Source organism: Methylosinus sp. (genome assembly GCF_036560965.1).
In the GTDB taxonomy this organism is placed as follows: domain Bacteria; phylum Pseudomonadota; class Alphaproteobacteria; order Rhizobiales; family Beijerinckiaceae; genus Methylosinus.
This window is the reverse complement of the sequence record NZ_DATBQF010000005.1, coordinates 134,622-153,371: the sequence shown is the minus strand read 5'-3', so window position 1 is coordinate 153,371 and position 18,750 is coordinate 134,622. Positions and strand designations below refer to the sequence as shown.

Here is an 18,750-nt window from a genome sequence, read left to right as displayed (position 1 = left end):
ATCGGCGACGGCCTTGGCGACGCCGGCCTGGGCCGGTCCGAACATCTGAACGGCCTGCTTGGCGTTCTTGATGGTCACCTTGTTGAACAGGATCGTGTTCGGCTTGGCCAGCAGGTTCGGCGCAACGACGGCGAGCAGCGTCGTGAAGCCGTCCTTGTTGTTGACGAGCGCATTGGCGAAAGCGGTCTCGGCCGCGCTGCCGCGCGGTCCGATCAGCAGGTCGATGTGGGCGACTTCATTGCCTTCGCCGACGAGCGACTCGCCGATCATGAGCTTGTTGATGAGAGCCATTTTCTCTTCTTCCTTATCGACATGTCGCTTCGGATACTCCGAGCCGTTCTCGGGCGCCGCGCTGTCGAAGACGCGCCGCCGTATCAATCATTTTCGCGTGACAGCGGCAAGTCGGGAGGAAACCGTCCTGCGCTCTACTCAAAGAGAAGGCCGCGCCTGCTCAGAGAAGGCTGCGCGCCAGCGCGAAAGCGTGGCGGAAGTCCAGGCACAACGGCTTCTCGGAGGTGGTCATCTGCTTGAAGAGACCCGCTTCCGTGCCGTATTTGATGTCGCCGATCGCGAGCGCGCCGATGCCGAGCGCGCCGGAGGGAAGCTCCACGCCCTTGTCATGCAGCTTGACGCCTTCGACGCCGAGCGGCGGCACGGCGTTGACGTCGGCGGCGATGATCAGCGACTTGGCGGCCGCGAGATCGTCCTTGGAGAGCACCTGCACGCCGGCGCGCGCCGCGCAGAGCGCGATCTCGTGCTCGATCAGGAGTTCGCGGACCTGCTCCGGCTTGCTGCCGTCGGCCGGCTTCACCTTCACGCCGAAGCGCGTCTCGATCTCCTGCGCCTGGGCCGCCACGCGCTCGAGGCCGCTATAGCCGACGATCGTCACATCGGCGCCCTCGAGCGCCGCGATGACGGCGGAGGAGAAGCCCACGACGCCGGTCGCGCCATAGACGACGACCTTCGCGCCTTTCAGCTCGCGGCCCGTCTTGTCGCGCAGCACCTTCTCGACGAAGGCGACCATGGCGCCGGCCGTGGTGAAGGAGCCATAGGGATCGGCGAAGAGCGAAATTTCGAAAGGCTTCAGCAGCGCCTTTTGGGCGGCGTCCAGCATGTCGAGCGCGAGAATGGCGTCGCGGCCGGCGAAAAATATGCCGGTGCGCAGAGCGGCGGACGGCGCGCGGGAGAACATCGCGTCCTGCACCAGCGCGGCCACCTCATCCAGAGTGACATTCGTGTAGGGGACCGCCGCGTCGAAGCCCGCGTCGAGCGCCATGTTGACGTCGAACGGGCTCATATGCTTCAGCGTGCTCAACATATGAAGGATCGATTTGGCGGCCATGGGAAATTCCTAACCTTTCTGTCCGTTGTTCAGCAGTTCCGGCGCGCGAGCGCGCAGCGCCTGCGTGACGCCCAGATCGAGGAAGCTTTCGGATGAGGAAGCTTTCGGATGAGCGATACCGGACGGCGGGCGCGGGCGAAGCCCCAGTCTCGAATGGCGAGACGCATAGACCGCAGAACGGGACGAATGTCCAGCCTATTGTCCTTGGCGATGGACAGCGAGAGGCCGGATCGCCCGTTCCCGATTATCCGGCGAGGGGCTCAATAGCCGTAGGGCGACGGCGCGACGAAACCGGCGCCGGCCGGCGGATCGAAGCGATAGCCGTCGGCGCCCCAGACCGGGGCGGGGCGAGCCGGCGCGGCCGGCGCGGCATAGACGGGAGCGGCGGGCCGCGGCGCATAGGCCGGACGATAGCTCGACCGTTTCGCCTGAGCGGGGGCGGCGGCGATGAGCGCGCCGGCGAGGACGACGATCGCGACGCCGCCGATTTCGAAGCCCCCGATCGTCATGGACCCTACCCTCCATGGGCCGCCGATGCGGTCCCGCAGAAGGCAAATCGGGCGGCGCCCGGCGACGTCAAGGGTCGCGAGACGCATCGACTTCCGGCGCGGCCCGACTTTCGGCGCGGCCCCCGCATCTCTTATTGCCTTCGGCTCGACCTCGGCGCATTCTCCGCGCCCATGTCGGACGAGGCGTCTCTTCTCGCGGCCAACGCCGCCTATTATCGGGCCTTCGTCGCCGCCGATCTGGACGGGATGGCGGCGATCTGGGGCGATGAGGAAATCTGCTGCATCCATCCGGGATGGCCGCCGCTCTTCGGCCGCGAGCAAGTGCTCGCCTCCTTTCGCGACATTCTGCGCAACCCTATGCAGGACCCGGTTCTTCGCCGCAGCGAGCGCGCGCTGATCTGCGGCGCCGACGGACGCGTCGTCTGCATAGAGATGGTCGGCCAGGCGGCGCTGGTCGCCACCAATTGCTTCCGCCTCGTCGACGGCGCCTGGCGGCTGCTGCATCATCAGGCGAGCCCGCTGATGGTCCAGAGCGAGCCGCCCCCGCAGGCGTCGCCGCGCTCGCTGCACTGATCCGGTCGCCGCGCCGAACCGGGAAAGCGCGCGGGACACGACATCCCCTGTTGACCTTCTAGCGCCCGAGCCTCTATAAGAACGCCCAACCAAGGGCTCGCCTCCCGGGGCGTGGAGCCTTTGTGCGAATTTCATATCATACGGCCATCGAATGGCGCGGGCTCCCGCGCTCTGCGCCGATCGAAAGGAAAAGACCATGTCCCGCCGTTGCGAACTGACCGGCAAAGGCGTGCAGACGGGCAATCTCGTCAGCCACTCCAATCACAAGACGCGCACCCGCTTCCTGCCCAATCTGGTCAATGTGACGCTGGCCTCGGACGCGCTCGCGCGCTCCGTGCGGCTGCGCGTCTCGGCGGCGGCGCTCCGCACGGTCGAGCATCGCGGCGGGCTGGACGCCTTCCTCGTCAAGGCGCGCGACACGGAGCTCTCGGACGACGCCCGCTCGCTGAAGCGCGAGATCGTCAAGAAGCTCGCCGCCGCTGTCGCCGTCGCCTGAGACTCGATTTTAGGCAGATCGCTTTCGGCAGGTCGCTTTAGGCCGGTCGCTTCGGACTGCGAGTCTTCGGGCCCGCTCTCTTCCCGATAGAACGATAGACCCCGCGCTCGAAGCGAGCGCGGGGTCTTCCCCGTTACGGCCGCCCTTGCCGACGCGAGCCCCCCAGCCACACGCCAGCAATCGCTCTGGGCGGGCGTTTCAGCCCCAGATCGACAAAGCGACGCTGAGCAGGAGGGGAAGGGAGGCCAGCGAGAAGATCGCGGCGACGCAGAGAACCCTCTGGACGTCGAGCGGCTCGTGAGACGCCGCGGGCAATCCCGCATTTCGAACTTTGCCAAAGGAAATCATACGCAACTCCCTCGTCACTCCCGGACGGGCCGATTGCTCGGACGTCCGATCGTCACTTGAACGCGCATCCGACGGTCGCGCCGAAATATTAATGCAACAGCAGCCCTGAAGGTTCCCCGCCGACACGTTTTCGGCGTGGTTGAGCGCTGGTTGCGAAATTAACGCGGTTTAAACTTGTTCACCATTCCGGTGAATTACGAGAGGCCATTCGGGGCGTTTCCCCTCGCCCTCCGGGGACCCATCAGGGAGCGGCGGCGAGGACCCGCGGACGCGGCGCCGCGCGCTGCGGCGCAGGCGCGGCGTTCTCGCTGAACAGCTCGGCGAGCTTCTCCGTCATCGCGCCGCCCAATTCCTCCGCGTCGACGATCGTCACCGCGCGGCGATAATAGCGCGTCACATCATGGCCGATGCCGATGGCGATCAGCTCGACCGGCGATTTGGTCTCGATCTCCTGAATGACATGCCGCAAATGGCGCTCGAGATAATTGCCGGGATTGACCGAGAGTGTGGAGTCGTCCACCGGCGCGCCGTCGGAGATCATCATCAGAATGCGGCGCTGCTCCTGACGCGCCATCAGGCGGCGATGCGCCCAGTCGAGCGCCTCCCCGTCGATATTCTCCTTCAACAGGCCCTCGCGCATCATCAGGCCGAGATTGCGGCGCGCGCGCCGCCAGGGCGCGTCGGCGGCCTTGTAGATGATGTGGCGGATGTCGTTGAGGCGGCCGGGATTGGGCCGCTTGCCGTCAGCGATCCAGGTCTCGCGCGACTGGCCGCCCTTCCAGGCCTTGGTGGTGAAGCCCAAAATCTCCACCTTCACGCCGCAGCGCTCCAGCGTGCGGGCGAGAATATCGGCGCAGGTCGCCGCCACGGTGATCGGCCGGCCGCGCATGGAGCCGGAATTGTCGAGCAGCAGCGTGACCACCGTATCGCGGAAATTCGTGTCCTTCTCGCGCTTGAAGGAGAGCGGCTGCTGCGAATCGATGACGACGCGCGGCAGGCGCGCGGGATCGAGCATCCCCTCCTCGAGATCGAACTCCCAGGCGCGATTCTGCTGCGCCATCAGCCGGCGCTGCAAGCGGTTGGCGAGCCGGCCGACGACCGAGGAGAGATGCAGGAGCTGCTTGTCGAGATAGGAGCGCAGCCGGTCGAGCTCCTCGGCGTCGCAGAGCTCCTCGGCCTTCACCGTCTCGTCGAAACGGCTCGTATAGGCCCTGTATTCGCCGCCGGAGCGATCGGCCGAGGAGATTTGCGGCCGGCGCGTCTCCATCGCCTCGTCCACGTCGCCGGATTCGATCTCCTCCAGCATCTCGCTGTCGAGAATCTCCGCCGCCTCGCTCTCGCCCTTCTCCAGCGCATCCTCGGAGGCGGTGGCGGTGTCCATCTCGGAGGAGCCGGACTGTTTCTCCTCCTCGCTCTCCTCGCCCTCGGCCTCGTCGGGGTTTTGCGGCTGGTCCTCGCTCGGCTCCTCGGCGTCCTCCTCGCCGCCGGCGCTCTCGCCCTCGAGCTCGAGAGCCGCGAGCAGGCGATGCGCGAGCTGGGCGAAGCCGCGCTGATTCTCCAGCGCGCCGACGAGCTTGTCGAGATCGGCGCCGGCGCGCTCCTCGATCCAGGGCCGCCAGAGATCGACGACCTTCTGGCCATGGGGCGGCGGCGTGAGGCCGGTGAGGCGCTGGCGGGCGATGAGCGCCAGCGCGTCCTCGAGCGGCGCGTCCTCGCGCGACTCGATCTCGGCGAAGCGCGCGCGCTGATAGCGATCGTCGAGCATGGCGCCGATATTGGCGGCGACGCCGTCCATGCGGCGCGAGCCGATCGATTCGACGCGCGCCTGCTCGAGCGCGTCGAAGGCGGCGCGGGCGTCGGGAGACTGCGGCTGCACGCGGCGATGGATCGCCTCGTCATGGCAGCCGAGGCGCAGGGCGATCGCATCGGCATGGCCGCGCACGATGGCGGCGTCATGGGCGGTGAGCTTGCGCGGCGGCTCCGGCAGGCGCGCCTTGGCCTTGTCGTCGGCGCCGAGCAACGCGGCGCGCTCCGGCGAAAAGGTCACCTCCAGCTCCGCGCGCTTCGCCATGGCGCGCATCGCGCCGGCGACGGCGCGCTTGAACGGCTCCTGCGGAGCCTCCTTCGGCGTGGCTGCTTTGCGATTGGATGCCATGGGAAGTCCGTTCGATCGCTTCCGCCCGCCTCCGGGCGAACGCGCTTCTATAGCCTATTTCGAATCGACCATTATGAAAATCACGGCAAGCGAAATCGCTCGGCATTCGGCACAATCGTCAATTTTCCATTGTATATCAATCACCTCAGCTGATTTATGACGCGCCGATGACGCGGTTTCCATCTAAACTATTGAAATTTTTACTATTTTTTCAAAGCTTCCGATCAATTTCGCACGCGCCGAAGGCCAACGGAGTCGAGCCGAGCCATGCATGAGATCGCCTCCCAATATGGCGTCGTCACCGAATTTCGCGATGTGGACGACCTCTGCTTCAGATGGCAGGTCGAGGCTCCGGCGGGAGGCTTGCCGCCCTATGAGCAGATCGCGCTCGGCAGCCTCGGCCGGCTCGCCGACGATGTGGCGCTGGTCGGGCGCGACGACGATGGCGCCTTCGAGCTTCTCTATGGCGGCGGCGCCTTCGAGGCCTGGCTCGGCGCGTCGCTGCGCGGCCTGCGGCTCGACGGGCTCGAGCGCAATTACCGCGACGCCATCCGCGACGCGCTCGAAACGGCGCATGCGCGCGGAACGCCGGCGGCGACGATCGCGCGCAGCATTCGCGACGGGCTGGTGCGGACCAGCGAGGTCGTCGCCTTTCCGCTGTCGAGCCATTGGGGCGTCACGCTGTTCTTGGCCTTTGCGCGCGAGCGCGCCTCGAAGCACGATCTCGTCGACGCGATCTATCGCGCGACCGACGACGGGCTGGCGACGCTCGCCGCCGTCCATGCCGGCCGGCGCGTCGTCGATTTCGACATTGTGAGCCTCAACGCCAGCGCGAGCCGCCTCTTCGGCGGCGCGGAGCGTGATCTGCAATGGCGGCGCCTCAGCGAGATCGCCCCGGCCTGGATGATCAATGGCGCTTTCGAGCAGCTCGCGGCCATTTTCCATTCGGCGACCCACGACACATTCGAGGTCGCTCATCGCTCGGCCGAGGGCGCCGCGACACATTTGCGGCTGGCCGCCGCGCCAATGGGCGATCTCATCGGCTTGACGCTCACCGACGTCACGCCGCTCAAGGCGCGCGAGGCCTCGTTCCGACTGCTGTTCGAGAGCAATCCCATGCCCATGTGGGTGCATGATCCGCGGAGCCTGCGCATCGTCTCGGTCAATGACGCGGCGATCGCCCATTACGGCTATGAGCGCGAGCGCTTTCTCGGCTCGAGCTTGTTCGATCTCTATGCGGAGGAGGAATGGCCGGCGGTGGCGATCGCCCATGAGAATCCGGCGAGCCGACGTCCGACCGACCGCATCTGGGCGAATCGCACGGCGGACGGACGCGCCATAAAGGTGCAGAATTACGCGCGCGAGATCATTTTCGACGATCGTCCGGCGATATTGCTCGCCATCGTCGACGTCACCGAGCAGCGCGAGCAGGCGGCCCGCATCGCCCATCTCGCCCATCACGATCCGCTGACAGGATTGGCCAATCGCGTGCTGTTCCGCGCGCGGCTGACCGAAGGCCTCCAGCGTCTCGGCGGCGCCGAGGGTCGGCTCGCCGTGCTCTATCTCGATCTCGACGGCTTCAAGGATGTGAACGACGCCTTCGGCCATCCGATCGGCGACAGGCTGCTGATCGCCGTCGCCGAACGCCTGCGCGAGACTTTGCAGCCGGGGGACGTGGTGGCGCGCGTCGGCGGCGACGAATTCGCCATTGTCCAATTCGGCGCCGGCGCGCGGGAGGCGGACCGTCTCGCCGAGCGCATCGTGTCGGCGCTCGGCTTCGCCTATGAGATCGACGGCCATACGGTGGCGGTCGGCGCCAGCGTCGGCATATCGTCCGCGCCGGCCGACAGCGACGACGCCGACACGCTGCTCAAGAACGCCGACATCGCGCTCTATCGCGCCAAGGCGGACGGGCGCGGCCTGCATCGCTTCTTCGAGCCGGAGATGGCCGCCTCCATCCTCGTGCGGCGCTCGCTGGAGGCGGATCTGCGCCATGCGCTGCCCGCCGGCGAGTTCCAGATCTATTATCAGCCGCTCATCGACATAGAATCCAATCGCATCGTCGCCGCCGAGGCGCTGCTGCGCTGGTTCCATCCCCTGCGCGGCTCGGTTCCGCCCAATGATTTCATCCCACTGGCCGAGGAGACCGGCCTCATCATGCCGATCGGCGAATGGGTGCTGCGCGAGGCCTGCCGCGAGGCGGCCGGCTGGCCGGAGCCGATCGGCGTCTGCGTCAATCTCTCTCCCGCGCAATTTCGCTCGCGCGCGCTGGTCCAGTCGGTTCTGTCGGCGCTGGCGGCGAGCGGGCTCGCGCCGCAGCGGCTCGAGCTCGAGATCACCGAATCGGTGCTGCTCGCCGAAAATCACTCCAATCTCGCCGTGCTGCACCAATTGCGCAGTCTCGGCGTATGCATATCGATGGATGATTTCGGCACCGGCTATTCCAGCCTCAGCTATCTGCGCTCCTTCCCCTTCGACAAGATCAAGATCGACCGCTCCTTCGTGAAGGAGCTGCCGGAGAATCACGAATGCGGGGCGATCGTGCGCGCGGTGGCGGGGATCGGGCAATGCCTCGGCGTGGCGACCGTGGCCGAGGGCGTCGAGACGCGCGAGCAATTGGCGCGTCTGCGCGAGGAAGGCTGCACGCAGATGCAGGGCTTTTTGTTCAGCCGCCCGGCGCCGGCGACCGATTTGCGCCGCATGCTCGCCGATCCCGGCGAGCGCTGGGCGGATGTGGTGAACGCGGCGTGAGTGGGCGGCGTCTGGTTTCCCCGCCGGGGAAAATGGTGGGGGAAGTAGGACTCGAACCTACGAAGGCATAGCCAGCGGATTTACAGTCCGCCCCCTTTGCCGCTCGGGACATTCCCCCAGCTTCTCGATGGACCCTAGAGGATAGGTCCCGCGAGCGACGACCCCGTGAAGGGCCGGTGAAGCAGGGCGCATATGGGGAATTTGCTCGCCCGCTGTCAACCCGAAAATGACCCGGAGACGACCGCGGGCGTCGGCGCCCCCGCCGGCTCAGGACTGGCTCTGGAACTGGCTCTGCGCGCGGGCGACGCTCACCTTCACCTCGGTCGTCTCCTCGCCGCCGCCGGCGTGCGCGGCGCGGACCGGCGCCGCGCCGAGATGATCGAGCGCGACGGCGACGCGGATATAGGTCTCGTCAGGCGACGCCCCTGTCGTCGGGTCGAAGCCGACCCAGCCGAGCCCCTGGACATGAGCCTCCGCCCAGGCGTGGACGGCGGCGCCGGCGTCGGCGCGCAGAGCATAGCCTGAGACATAGCGCGCGGGCATCTCGAGGCAGCGCACGCAAGCGATGAAGACATGCGCCAAATTCTGCGCGGCCCCGCGACGACGCGCGAAGACGTCGGCCGCGGTCCCGGCGCCGCTCGCCGGCTCCTCCTCGACGATCACGGCCTCGTGCAGCGCGTCGACCAGAGAATGCAGCTTGGACAGCGCCGCGGCGGGGCGCGCCGTCGCCTCGCGCGCGAAATCGCAGAGCGCCGGGTCCGCCTCGGTCAGCGGCGTCTCGCGCAGATAGAGCTCCGGTGGAAACCGCTCGATCGCGCCGCGCGCCACGCCGGCCGTGTCGAAGGTCTCGACCGCGCCCTCGACCACAGTCGTCAGCGCCTCGAGCGGACCGTCGACATAGATCGTATGCACGACATTGCCGAAAGCGTCCTCGCAGGCGCGCAGACGGCAGTCGCGATCGACGTCGATCCGCCAGTCGAGCACATGCTGGCCGTCGTAGTTGCGAGGCGTCAGCGCCAGCTTCTGGATCGCCGCCTTGGCCGGCTCGGCATAACGATAGGTCGTTTCACGCCTGACTCTTATATGCATCTCGCACCGCGCAGGGAGCTTCGAGGAGTCGCTCCGACGAGCGGCACTTTAGAAAAGATACTGTTCCGACACCAGGGACCCCAGCCGTTGATTATCGGCGATGAAGCCCTCGATGAAATCATGCAGCCCATTGTGGAACACGTTCTCGATCGTCGCATGCTCGAGCTGGCCGAGCACCGTCCGCGCATGGCGCTGCGCCGACCCGTGCTTGCCATGCGACTTGCCGAGACGGTCGAGGTTCTGCACCACGCTCTCATAGCAGGCGATCAGCGAGCGCGGCATTTCCGGCCGCAGGATCAGCAGATCGGCGACGAGCCAGGGCTTCAGACTGTCGCGATAGACCCAATGATAGGCCGTATGCGCGGAGACGGCGCGCAGGATCGCCGTCCATTGGAAATAGTCGAGCGAGCCGCCGACCGCTTCCGTCTCCGGCAGCAGCACGTGATATTTCACGTCGAGCAGGCGCGCTGTGTTGTCGGCGCGCTCGAGATAGAGGCCGACGCGCGAGAACCAATAGGCGTCGTTGCGCAGCATGGTCCGATGCGCGCCGCCGTCGTACGCCGCCGACACCTGCTTCACGAAATCGAGGAAGCGCGTCAGATCCTCGGCCGAGCGGACGCCGCGCGATTGCTCGAACGCCTTGAGCTCGAGGAAGGCGCCGTTGATCGCCTCCCACATCTCCACTGTGAGCGCGGTGCGCACCGCGCGGGCGTTGACGCGCGCGAGCTCGATGCAATTGCGGATCGAGCTCGGATTATCCGGCGAGAAGGCCAGAAATTGCGTGACATTGGCCTCGTCGACCGCGAGCCCCGCGGCGTGAAAGGCGGGCGCGGCCCCGGAGGAGAGCAGCGCGCTCTCCCACTCGGTCTCCACGCCGCCATAGGCCCGCGGCAGCGTGGCGAGGCGCCGCGACGCCTGCAGTATCCGCGCGAGGAAATCCGCGCGCTCCATATATCGGGCCAGCCAGTAGAGGTTGTCGGCGGTGCGTGAGAGCATGAGATCCCGTCGTTTCGGCGCGCGGCTCTGGTCTTTCGTCGGAGCGAATTCTGATCGATCAAAAAGCGCTCTAGTCGTTCGAATTCGTCATGCGCGCGGCAGCGGCGCGTCGTCGATGATCCATGTGTCCTTGGTTCCGCCGCCCTGGCTGGAGTTCACGACGAGAGAATTCTCCGTCATGGCGACGCGCGTCAAGCCGCCCGGCACCACGCTCGCGCCATTGGGGCCATAGAGCACGAAAGGCCGCAGATCGACATGACGCGGCGCGACGCCATTCGCCACCGATACCGGGCAGGTGGAGAGCGCCAGCGTCGGCTGGGCGATGAAATTGGTGGGATTATCGGCGAGCTTCTTGGCGAATTCCTCGATCTGCGCCCGCGTCGCATGGGGGCCGACCAGCATGCCATAGCCGCCGGAGCCATTGACCTCCTTCACCACCAGCTCGTCCAAATGGGCGAGAACATAAGCGAGAGCGTCCTTCTCGCGGCAGCGCCAGGTCGGCACATTCTTCAGCAGCGGCTCCTCGCCGAGGTAGAAGCGAATCACCTCCGGCATATAGGTGTAGATCGCCTTGTCGTCGGCCACGCCCGTGCCCACTGCATTGGCGAGCGTCACATTGCCTGCATGATAGGCGCCCATCAGCCCGGCGACGCCCAGGGCGGAATCGGGGCGGAAAGCCAGAGGATCGAGGAAGTCGTCGTCGAGCCGACGGTAGATCACATCGACCCGGCGCGGCCCCTCCGTCGTGCGCATGAAGACGACATCGTCCTTGACGAAGAGATCGCGCCCCTCGACCAGCTCGATCCCCAGCTTGTCGGCCAGAAAAGAATGCTCGTAGAAGGCGGAATTATATTGGCCGGGCGTCAGCAGCACGCTCACCGGATCGGCCCCCGCCCCGCGCGGCGCGGCGGAACGCAGAGTCGCCAACAGTTGATCGGGATAATTCTCGATCGGCGCGACGCGATGGAGCGCGAAGAGATCCGGCAGCAGCCGCATCATCACCTCGCGATTCTCCAGCATATAGGAGACGCCCGACGGCGTGCGGGCGTTGTCCTCGAGCACGAAGAAGCCGTCGTCGTCGGTGCGGATGATGTCGATGCCGGCGATATGCACGAAAATATCATGCGGCACGCGCCGCCCCGCCATCTCCGGCCGGAACGACGGATTGCGATAGACGAGCTCGGACGGAACGACGCCCGCCTTCAGGATTTCGCCGGGGCCGTAGAGATCGGCCAAGAACAGATTCAGCGCTTTCACCCGCTGGATCAGGCCCTTTTCCAGCTGGGCCCATTCGGCGCGGGCGATGATGCGCGGAAGAATGTCGAAGGGGATCAGCCGCTCGGTCGCCTCTTGCGAGCCATAGACGGCGAAGGTGATGCCGATGCGCCGAAACAGCAATTCGGCCTGCGCCCGGCGCGACGCCAGAAACTCCGGCTCGACCGAGCCGAGCCATTTGGAGAGCTTTTCGTAAGGCAGGCGGATCAGTCCGTCGACGCCGCCCATTTCGTCGAATTGCGCCACCTTCGAAAGCACGTTTTCGCTCTCCCTCGGGGTTCTCGGCGAACGGCCGCTCGCACCGGACGATTCGCCTTTGCTGCAAGGCGTGGCAAGAAGCGAGCCAAATGACGAAAGCGTCGCCGATCGCTCGTCCCGCTCATCCTGTCTTGTAATCGGATAATCGTTGACAAGCCATGCGCTGCGGATCAGAAGCAAAACCGTCGGCGCGATTTTCGGGTCGCGCGACTCAAGCCATCCTTGCGAAGGACTCATGGGCAGTAGCCGCTATGGCGCCGCCGCCGCAGCTTCGTCTGCGCGCGCCGCGCCTCACTCAGAAATCCGCGGCCGCGAGGACCGCGTGAGAGGCGTCGCCCGAGCCTGAGGCTCCACGCGCCCGCTCACGCCTTCGGCCGCGACAATGGCCAGAAGGACGAGAGCGATGAACATCCTCCCCCGCCACTATCCCTCCCCGCACGCTCGGCGCGTCGCGGCGCGATCGTCGCGGTCGCCGCGCCGGCGGATCTGCGGGGCTTGCGCCTCGAGGGACGCCGCAAGCGGCCGCGCGCCGTCTGGGCGATCGACCCGGCGTCGCGCCGGCCCGTTTGCCTGTGGGACGCGCAGACGGATGCGCTCGGCCGCGCCGAGGACGAGGACGCGCAGAGTCGCCCTCGACGCTCGCGCCGTCTCGTCGCGCGCCGATCGGCGCGCGACGGCTCGCGCTTTCGGCCGAGAGCGGCCGTCATCAAAGAGTCACGCCGCTGAATTGTATAGCCACGGCTCGTACGTTTTTCGCTTTCGCGCGTACGACAAGAAACTCTGACAATATACGAATCGCCGAAGGAACGACGACGAGCCGATGAAACCCAAATATCTCGCCATGCTGGCGACGATCTGCGCGACCTCCTGCGCGAGCCCGTCGGCGGCCGCCGACAAGCCATCCGAAACCAGCGCCCCGCCCGCTTTCACCTGGGCCGGGCTGCATATCGGATTGAACTCCGGCGGCGGCGTTCCCGTCGCGAGCGGCGGAACGCTGGAGGCGGGCAGCGGCTTCGCCAGCCGCGCCTTCGATCTGCCGGCGCCGAATCGCGACCGCGCCGGCGCGAGCTTCGGCGCGCAGATCGGCTATGACTGGCAGCACGGCCCCATTGTCTATGGTCTCGAGACCGATCTCAATTTTCTCGGCCTGCGCCGCGCCTCCACCGGCGTCTTTGCGGCGCCCGTCGCCTATCGTTCGCTCGGGATCGCCGGCTATGGGCTGAGCTCGGACGAGAACGGCAATTATTTCGCCAGCATTCGCGGCCGTCTCGGCTATGCGCTCGACCGCACGCTCGTCTATGCGACCGGCGGCGTCGCCGCCGGCGGCTGGCGCGGCGCGTCCAATCTCGTCTTCTACGACGCCGGACAGCTCGGCCTGTTCTTCGCCCCGATCTCGAAGTCCTCGCGCATGAAATACGCGGTCGGAGCCGGCGTCGAATATGCGCTCTACGACCATCTGTCGGCGCGGCTCGAATATCTCTATCTGAACCAGCAATTGCAGAACCGCGTCTACGACAATAATTTCTCGTTCCAATTCGCGGCGCGCCAGCGCAGCGAGGCGCATGTGCTGCGTCTCGGCCTGAATTATCGTTTCGATCCGCAGGAGGAAGCCCGCGGAGACGACGAGCAGGGCAAGAGCGACGAAAGCAAGAGCGACGAGGACAAAAAGTCCGACGCGAACAACGGCGGCTCGAACGGCGAGCGCGCGGACCTCGACGCGGGCAAGGACGACGACAAGAAGAAGGGCAAAGATCAGAAGAAGGGCAAAGACAAGGAGAAAAAAGACAAGGAGGAAAAGGACAAAAAGGACGACAAGTCGAAGAACGACGGCGAGATCTACAGCTTTCACGGCCAGACGACCGCCGTCTTGCAGGGCTATCCCAAATACCCCGCGCTCTATTCCGGCTCGCACAGCTTCCCGCCCAAAGGGCTCGCCGACGCCGGCTCGACCAGCAATCTCTTCATGGGCCTGCGGCTGTGGCAGGGCGCCGCCGTCTATCTCAATCCCGAGGTCGACATGGGCTATGGCCTCGCCAATTCCGTCGGCGCCGCCTCTTATGTGAACGGCGCCGTCGCGAAAGTGGGACGCGCCGCGCCCTATATGCGCTTCCAGCGCTATTTCCTGCGCCAGATCATCGGCCTCAATGGCGGCAAGAAGGTCGACGATCCCGACACCGGCTCCTTCAACGAAGTGCTGGAATCGACGCAGAATCAGCTCTCGGGCAAGGTCGACAAGGATCGGCTGATCCTGACCATCGGCAAGTTCAGCGTGCCCGACATCTTCGACGACAATAAATACGCCCATGATCCGACGACGGGCTTCCTGAATTTCGGCGTCAACACGCTCGGCGCCTTCGACTACGCCGCCGATTCCTGGGGCTACACCTATGGCGCCGCGCTGGAATGGAAGCAGGATTGGTGGAGCGCGCGCGGCGGCCTGTTCCAGCTCTCCGAAATTCCCAACGGCCCCTATATCGAGCCGCAGATCGGCCGCCAATTCATGGGCGTCGCCGAATTCGAGGCGCGCTATGATCTCCTCGATCAGCCGGGCGTGATCAAATTCCTGGCCTTCGCCGACAATGGCAATCTCACCAAGGTGCAGGACGCCATCGACTTCGCTTATCTCACCGGAAGCTTTCCGCCGGATGTGAACAATCCCTGGATTCGCAAGCGTCATGTGAAGGTCGGCGGCGGAATCAATGTGCAGCAGCAGCTCTCCAAGGAAATCGGCCTCTTCCTGCGCGCCAGCATGTCCGACGGGCGCTTCGAGACCGTGGATTACACCGACATCGACCGCTCGCTGTCGATGGGCTTCACCGGCGCCGGCGCGCTGTGGGGCCGCGACAAGGACGAGATCGGCGGCGCCATGGTGTTCTCCGGCCTCGCCGGCCCGCGCGTGAGCTATTTCGGCCTCGGCGGAACCAGCGTCTATATCGGCGACGGCGGGCTCTCCTACGCCGGCGAGAAAGTGCTGGAGACCTATTACAAATATAATGTCCGCGACGGCGTCGAGCTGACGCTCGACTATCAATTCATCGGCAATCCCGCGCATAATTCCGCGCGCGGGCCGATCAATGTCTTCGGCCTGCGGCTGCACGCGCAGTTTTGACGGCCGGCGCGGGGGATTTGGGCGCCGTCGCCGATTGCTCTACAATCGCCGCACGATGACAAAGGCGCGCGACGACTTCACCCTGCTCTGGCTGCAGGCCGGCAGCTGCGGCGGCTGCACGATGGCGGCGCTGGAGCGCGGCGCTTCCGGCTGGTTCGAGGAGCTGCGCGGCTTCGGCATGCGCCTGCTCTGGCATCCGAGCGTCAGCGAGGAGACCGGCGAGGAAGCCCGCGCCATTCTCGCCCGCGTCGAGCGCGGCGAGCAGAAGCTCGGCGCGCTCTGCATAGAGGGCTCGATCCTCCACGGGCCGGAGGGCACGGGCCTCTTCAACAAGCTCTCCGGCACCGGCCGCAGCATGCTGGACTGGGCGCGCACGCTGGCCCCGCGCGCCGATTATTGCGTGGCGGTGGGCAGCTGCGCCGCTTTCGGCGGCGTGCCGGCCGGCGCGCCCGACCCCACCGACGCCAGCGGGCTGCAATATTCCGGCGTCGATATGGGCGGGGCGCTCGGGCCGGACTATCGCTCGGTCAAAGGGTTGCCGGTCGTCAATGTCTCCGGCTGCGCGCCGCATCCGGGCTGGATCATGGAGACGCTGCTCGCGCTCTCGCTCGGCCGTTTCACCCGCGCGGATATGGACGATTACGGCCGGCCGCGCATTTTCGCCGACCATCTCGCCCATCACGGCTGCAGCCGCAATGAATTCTACGAGTTCAAGGCCAGCGCCGAGGACTTCTCCGAGCGCGGCTGCCTGATGGAGCATTTGGGCTGCAAGGCCACGCAGGCGGTCGGCGACTGCAATCAGCGCGCCTGGAACGGCGGCGGCTCCTGCACCCAGGCGGGCTCGACCTGCATCGCCTGCACCTCGCCCGGCTTCGAGGCGACGCGCGGCGTCCATCGCACGCCCAAGATCGGCGGCATTCCGGTCGGCCTGCCGCTGGATATGCCGAAAGCCTGGTTCGTGGCGCTCGCCGCCCTCTCCAAATCGGCGACGCCCAAACGCGTGCGCGAGAACGCGCGCAGCGACCATATCGCCCGCGCCCCGACGCCGGGGGCGGAGAAGAAAAAAACATGAGCCGCATCGTCATCGGGCCGTTCAATCGCGTCGAGGGCGATCTCGAGGTGACGCTCGACGTCGAGAATGGCGTGGTGCGCGAGGCGCGCGTCTCGGCCTCGCTCTATCGCGGCTTCGAGCAATTGCTGCTCGGCCGCCCCGCGGCCGACGCTCTGGCGATCGCGCCGCGCATCTGCGGCATCTGCTCGGTCTCGCAATCGCTGGCCGCCGCCGCCGCGCTGCGCGCCGCTCAGCCGATCGCGCCCGCGCCCAATGGGCTGCTCGCGACCAATATCGCCCATGCGGCCGAGAATATCGCCGACCATCTGACGCATTTCTACGTGTTCTTCATGCCGGATTTCGCCCGCGCCGCCTATGCCGGGCGGCCCTGGCGCCCGGCCGCCGAGGCCCGCTTCAAGGCCGTCTCCGGCGCGGCGCTGCGCGAGGCGCTGCCGGCGCGCGCGCGACTGCTGGAGACGATGGGGCTGATCGCCGGCAAATGGCCGCACAGCCTCGCCTTCCGCGCCGGCGGCGTGACGCGGGCGCTGGCGCTCGGCGACGAGATGCGGCTCATCGCTCTCATCGGGGATTTTCGCGCCTTCGTCGAACGCGCGCTCTTCGCCGCGCCGCTCGAGACCGTGATCGCCCTCTCGACCGCCGAATCGCTCGATCGCTTTGCGGACAGCGGCGCCGGCGATTTTTCCGCCTTTCTGCGCATCGCCCGCGATCTTCGCCTCGAGGAGCTGGGCCACGGCCCCGGCCTGCTGCTCTCCGCCGGCGCCTATCTCGGGCCGGAGGGACATCGTTTCCCCGCCGGCCTGCTCGACAGCGCGACCGGCCGGCTGCGCGAGCCGCCGCTCGATCATATCCAGGAGGATGTCTCGCACGCCTATATGCGCGACACCGCCGCCGATCCCGCCCATTCGGACACGCTTCCCGATATTCACCGCGAGGGGGCCTATAGCTTCGCCAAGGCCCCGCGGCTCGAGGGGCGCGCGGTGGAGGTGGGCGCGCTGGCGCGTCAGGCGGTCGCCGGTCATCCGCTGATCCGCGACCTGCTCGCGGGCGGCGGCTCCACGGTCCTCGCCCGCATCGTCGCGCGCGTCCTCGAGATCGCGCTGCTGACCAAGGCCATGGAGGATTGGACGCGCGCGCTGCGGCCGCGCGAGCCCTATTGCGTCGCCGATGCGCCGCTCGCCGATGGCCCTGTCGTCGGCTTCGTCGAGGCGGCGCGCGGGACGCTCGGCCATTGGGCGACGTTCCGCGACGGCCAGATCGAGCGCTATCAGATCATCGCGCCGACCACCTGGAATTTCTCGCCGCGCGACGCCGCCGGCCATCCCGGCCCGTTGGAGCAGGCGCTCGTCGGCCTTGATGTCGGCGATGCGGGCGCAACGAATGTCGCGGTGCAGCATATCGTGCGCTCCTTCGATCCCTGCATGGTCTGCACGGCGCATTGACTGTCTAGCCGCTTTCCGCGACTGGAAAGCCGCTTGAGCCCGCGAGGCTCTCCGCTCGCGACGAGATTCGCTGCAATCCGCTGGCAGGCTGGAAAAATTCTCCCCTTCGCGCTCCTGGCCCACGACTTGCGGCCATTTCGGCAAGCGGCGCCGTCGCGCGAATGCCGCATTGCACAAGGGTGGGGAAAATATGGCCGCCATCGAAACCTTCTACGACGTGATTCGTCGTCAGGGCGTCACGCGCCGCAGCTTCACGAAATTCTGCTCGCTCACCGCGGCGAGCCTCGGCCTCGGCCAGACCGCCGCCACGCAAATGGCGCAGGCGCTGGAGACCAAGCCGCGCATCCCGGTGATCTGGATGCATGGGCTCGAATGCACCTGCTGCTCGGAGAGCTTCATCCGCTCGGCGCATCCGCTCGCCAAGGATGTCGTGCTGTCGATGATCTCGCTCGACTATGACGACACCATCATGGCCGCCGCCGGACATCAGGCCGAGGCGATCCTCGAGGAGACCAAGGAAAAGTACAAGGGCAAGTATATTCTGGCCGTCGAGGGCAATCCGCCGCTGAACGAGGGCGGCATGTTCTGCATCGACGGCGGCAAGCCCTTCGTCGAGAAGCTGAAATGGATGGCCGAGGACGCCATGGCGATCATCGCCTGGGGCGCCTGCGCCTCCTGGGGCTGCGTGCAGGCGGCCAAGCCCAATCCGACGCAGGCGACGCCGATCGACAAGGTCATCAAGGACAAGCCGATCATCAAGGTGCCGGGCTGCCCGCCCATCGCCGAGGTGATGACCGGCGTCGTCACCTTCGTCACCACTTTCGGCAGGCTGCCGGAGCTCGACCGGCAGGGCCGGCCGAAAATGTTCTACTCGCAGCGCATCCACGACAAATGCTATCGCCGCCCGCATTTCGACGCCGGCCAATTCGTCGAGGAATGGGACGACGAGGCGGCGCGCAAGGGCCACTGCCTCTATAAAATGGGCTGCAAGGGTCCGACCACCTACAACGCCTGCTCCACCGTGCGCTGGAACGGCGGCGTCTCCTTCCCCATCCAATCCGGCCATGGCTGCATCGGCTGCTCGGAAGAGGACTTCTGGGACAAGGGCTCCTTCTACGACCGGCTGACCAAGATCAACCATTTCGGCATAGAGCATAACGCCGATGAGGTGGGCCTCGCGGCCGCCGCCGTCGTCGGCGGCGCCGTCGCCGTCCATGCGGGCGTCACCGCGGTGAAGCGCATCACGGCCAAGCACGAAGGGTAGCAGCGAAACAGCGCAACCCTCGCCCCTCATGCTGAGGAGGCGGCGTAGCCGCCGTCTCGAAGCACGAGGGGCGA

The 18,750-nt window shown here is 66.5% G+C and carries 15 protein-coding genes and 1 tRNA gene; 7 read left to right on the top strand and 9 right to left on the bottom strand.

Annotated elements, in window-relative coordinates:
• From fae to VIF40_RS01370, 3 genes are all read right to left on the bottom strand, one after another.
• Positions 1 to 291, bottom strand: a 291-nt coding sequence (gene fae, locus VIF40_RS01380; protein WP_331935725.1) for a formaldehyde-activating enzyme, incomplete at its 3' end; no start/stop codon positions are given.
• 160 nt (positions 292 to 451) lie between these two features.
• On the bottom strand, positions 452 to 1,342 hold the full coding sequence (locus VIF40_RS01375; protein WP_331935724.1) for an NAD(P)-dependent methylenetetrahydromethanopterin dehydrogenase: 891 nt from the start codon (positions 1,340 to 1,342) through the stop codon (positions 452 to 454).
• Between the two features lie 260 nt (positions 1,343 to 1,602).
• Positions 1,603 to 1,851 carry a hypothetical protein gene (locus VIF40_RS01370; protein WP_331935723.1) on the bottom strand — a complete coding sequence of 83 codons (249 nt, stop codon included), beginning with the start codon at positions 1,849 to 1,851 and terminating at the stop codon, positions 1,603 to 1,605.
• A gap of 171 nt (positions 1,852 to 2,022) precedes the next feature.
• On the opposite strand from VIF40_RS01370, the gene VIF40_RS01365 reads away from it, so the two are divergent.
• Positions 2,023 to 2,424 (top strand): nuclear transport factor 2 family protein, encoded by a 402-nt coding sequence (locus tag VIF40_RS01365; protein WP_331935722.1) that lies wholly within the window; start codon positions 2,023 to 2,025, stop codon positions 2,422 to 2,424.
• Between the two features lie 196 nt (positions 2,425 to 2,620).
• Complete coding sequence (gene rpmB, locus VIF40_RS01360) at positions 2,621 to 2,920, top strand: 50S ribosomal protein L28 (protein WP_331935721.1); 300 nt, start codon at positions 2,621 to 2,623, stop codon at positions 2,918 to 2,920.
• Positions 2,921 to 3,118: 198 nt separating this feature from the next.
• On the opposite strand, the gene VIF40_RS01355 is transcribed toward rpmB, so the two are convergent.
• Together VIF40_RS01355 and cobT are read right to left on the bottom strand one after the other, a co-directional pair.
• On the bottom strand, positions 3,119 to 3,268 hold the full coding sequence (locus VIF40_RS01355) for a hypothetical protein (RefSeq protein ID WP_331935720.1): 150 nt from the start codon (positions 3,266 to 3,268) through the stop codon (positions 3,119 to 3,121).
• A 241-nt stretch (positions 3,269 to 3,509) separates the two neighbouring features.
• Positions 3,510 to 5,423 carry a cobaltochelatase subunit CobT gene (cobT, locus tag VIF40_RS01350; protein ID WP_331935719.1) on the bottom strand — a complete coding sequence of 638 codons (1,914 nt, stop codon included), beginning with the start codon at positions 5,421 to 5,423 and terminating at the stop codon, positions 3,510 to 3,512.
• Between the two features lie 267 nt (positions 5,424 to 5,690).
• On the opposite strand from cobT, the gene VIF40_RS01345 reads away from it, so the two are divergent.
• Positions 5,691 to 8,174, top strand: coding sequence for a putative bifunctional diguanylate cyclase/phosphodiesterase (locus VIF40_RS01345; protein WP_331935718.1), 2,484 nt, complete (start codon positions 5,691 to 5,693; stop codon positions 8,172 to 8,174).
• A gap of 33 nt (positions 8,175 to 8,207) precedes the next feature.
• On the opposite strand, the gene VIF40_RS01340 is transcribed toward VIF40_RS01345, so the two are convergent.
• From VIF40_RS01340 to VIF40_RS01325, 4 genes are all read right to left on the bottom strand, one after another.
• Positions 8,208 to 8,292: transfer RNA gene (locus tag VIF40_RS01340), tRNA-Tyr, on the bottom strand.
• Positions 8,293 to 8,441: 149 nt separating this feature from the next.
• Positions 8,442 to 9,263, bottom strand: coding sequence for a transglutaminase family protein (locus VIF40_RS01335; RefSeq protein WP_331935717.1), 822 nt, complete (start codon positions 9,261 to 9,263; stop codon positions 8,442 to 8,444).
• Between the two features lie 48 nt (positions 9,264 to 9,311).
• Positions 9,312 to 10,259 carry an alpha-E domain-containing protein gene (locus VIF40_RS01330; RefSeq protein WP_331935716.1) on the bottom strand — a complete coding sequence of 316 codons (948 nt, stop codon included), beginning with the start codon at positions 10,257 to 10,259 and terminating at the stop codon, positions 9,312 to 9,314.
• A gap of 87 nt (positions 10,260 to 10,346) precedes the next feature.
• Positions 10,347 to 11,762 carry a circularly permuted type 2 ATP-grasp protein gene (locus VIF40_RS01325; RefSeq protein WP_414684732.1) on the bottom strand — a complete coding sequence of 472 codons (1,416 nt, stop codon included), beginning with the start codon at positions 11,760 to 11,762 and terminating at the stop codon, positions 10,347 to 10,349.
• An 850-nt stretch (positions 11,763 to 12,612) separates the two neighbouring features.
• Here VIF40_RS01325 and VIF40_RS01320 point away from each other — a divergent pair.
• The 4 genes from VIF40_RS01320 to VIF40_RS01305 all read left to right on the top strand — a co-directional run bounded on the left by VIF40_RS01320 (position 12,613) and on the right by VIF40_RS01305 (position 18,676).
• Entirely contained in the window at positions 12,613 to 14,901 is a 2,289-nt protein-coding gene (locus tag VIF40_RS01320) for a carbohydrate porin (protein WP_331935714.1), read from the top strand.
• 55 nt (positions 14,902 to 14,956) lie between these two features.
• Complete coding sequence (locus tag VIF40_RS01315; protein WP_331935713.1) at positions 14,957 to 15,973, top strand: HupU protein; 1,017 nt, start codon at positions 14,957 to 14,959, stop codon at positions 15,971 to 15,973.
• Positions 15,970 to 17,412 (top strand): nickel-dependent hydrogenase large subunit, encoded by a 1,443-nt coding sequence (locus tag VIF40_RS01310; RefSeq protein ID WP_331935712.1) that lies wholly within the window; start codon positions 15,970 to 15,972, stop codon positions 17,410 to 17,412. Before VIF40_RS01315 ends, VIF40_RS01310 begins: the two co-directional genes overlap by 4 nt.
• Positions 17,413 to 17,602: 190 nt before the next feature.
• Positions 17,603 to 18,676: a hydrogenase small subunit gene (locus VIF40_RS01305; RefSeq protein WP_331935711.1), complete on the top strand. Its 1,074-nt coding sequence runs from the start codon at positions 17,603 to 17,605 to the stop codon at positions 18,674 to 18,676.
• Positions 18,677 to 18,750: the final 74 nt, after the last annotated feature.

What these genes read in the sequence shown, in the direction of transcription:
- VIF40_RS01375 (WP_331935724.1), bottom strand. Translation starts at nt 1,342, where the DNA reads ATGGCCGCCAAATCGATCCTTCATATGTTGAGCACGCTGAAGCATATG.
- VIF40_RS01370 (WP_331935723.1), bottom strand. Translation starts at nt 1,851, where the DNA reads ATGACGATCGGGGGCTTCGAAATCGGCGGCGTCGCGATCGTCGTCCTC.
- VIF40_RS01365 (WP_331935722.1), top strand. Translation starts at nt 2,023, where the DNA reads ATGTCGGACGAGGCGTCTCTTCTCGCGGCCAACGCCGCCTATTATCGG.
- rpmB (WP_331935721.1), top strand. Translation starts at nt 2,621, where the DNA reads ATGTCCCGCCGTTGCGAACTGACCGGCAAAGGCGTGCAGACGGGCAAT.
- VIF40_RS01355 (WP_331935720.1), bottom strand. Translation starts at nt 3,268, where the DNA reads ATGATTTCCTTTGGCAAAGTTCGAAATGCGGGATTGCCCGCGGCGTCT.
- cobT (WP_331935719.1), bottom strand. Translation starts at nt 5,423, where the DNA reads ATGGCATCCAATCGCAAAGCAGCCACGCCGAAGGAGGCTCCGCAGGAG.
- VIF40_RS01345 (WP_331935718.1), top strand. Translation starts at nt 5,691, where the DNA reads ATGCATGAGATCGCCTCCCAATATGGCGTCGTCACCGAATTTCGCGAT.
- VIF40_RS01335 (WP_331935717.1), bottom strand. Translation starts at nt 9,263, where the DNA reads ATGCATATAAGAGTCAGGCGTGAAACGACCTATCGTTATGCCGAGCCG.
- VIF40_RS01330 (WP_331935716.1), bottom strand. Translation starts at nt 10,259, where the DNA reads ATGCTCTCACGCACCGCCGACAACCTCTACTGGCTGGCCCGATATATG.
- VIF40_RS01325 (WP_414684732.1), bottom strand. Translation starts at nt 11,762, where the DNA reads ATGGGCGGCGTCGACGGACTGATCCGCCTGCCTTACGAAAAGCTCTCC.
- VIF40_RS01320 (WP_331935714.1), top strand. Translation starts at nt 12,613, where the DNA reads ATGAAACCCAAATATCTCGCCATGCTGGCGACGATCTGCGCGACCTCC.
- VIF40_RS01315 (WP_331935713.1), top strand. Translation starts at nt 14,957, where the DNA reads ATGACAAAGGCGCGCGACGACTTCACCCTGCTCTGGCTGCAGGCCGGC.
- VIF40_RS01310 (WP_331935712.1), top strand. Translation starts at nt 15,970, where the DNA reads ATGAGCCGCATCGTCATCGGGCCGTTCAATCGCGTCGAGGGCGATCTC.
- VIF40_RS01305 (WP_331935711.1), top strand. Translation starts at nt 17,603, where the DNA reads ATGGCCGCCATCGAAACCTTCTACGACGTGATTCGTCGTCAGGGCGTC.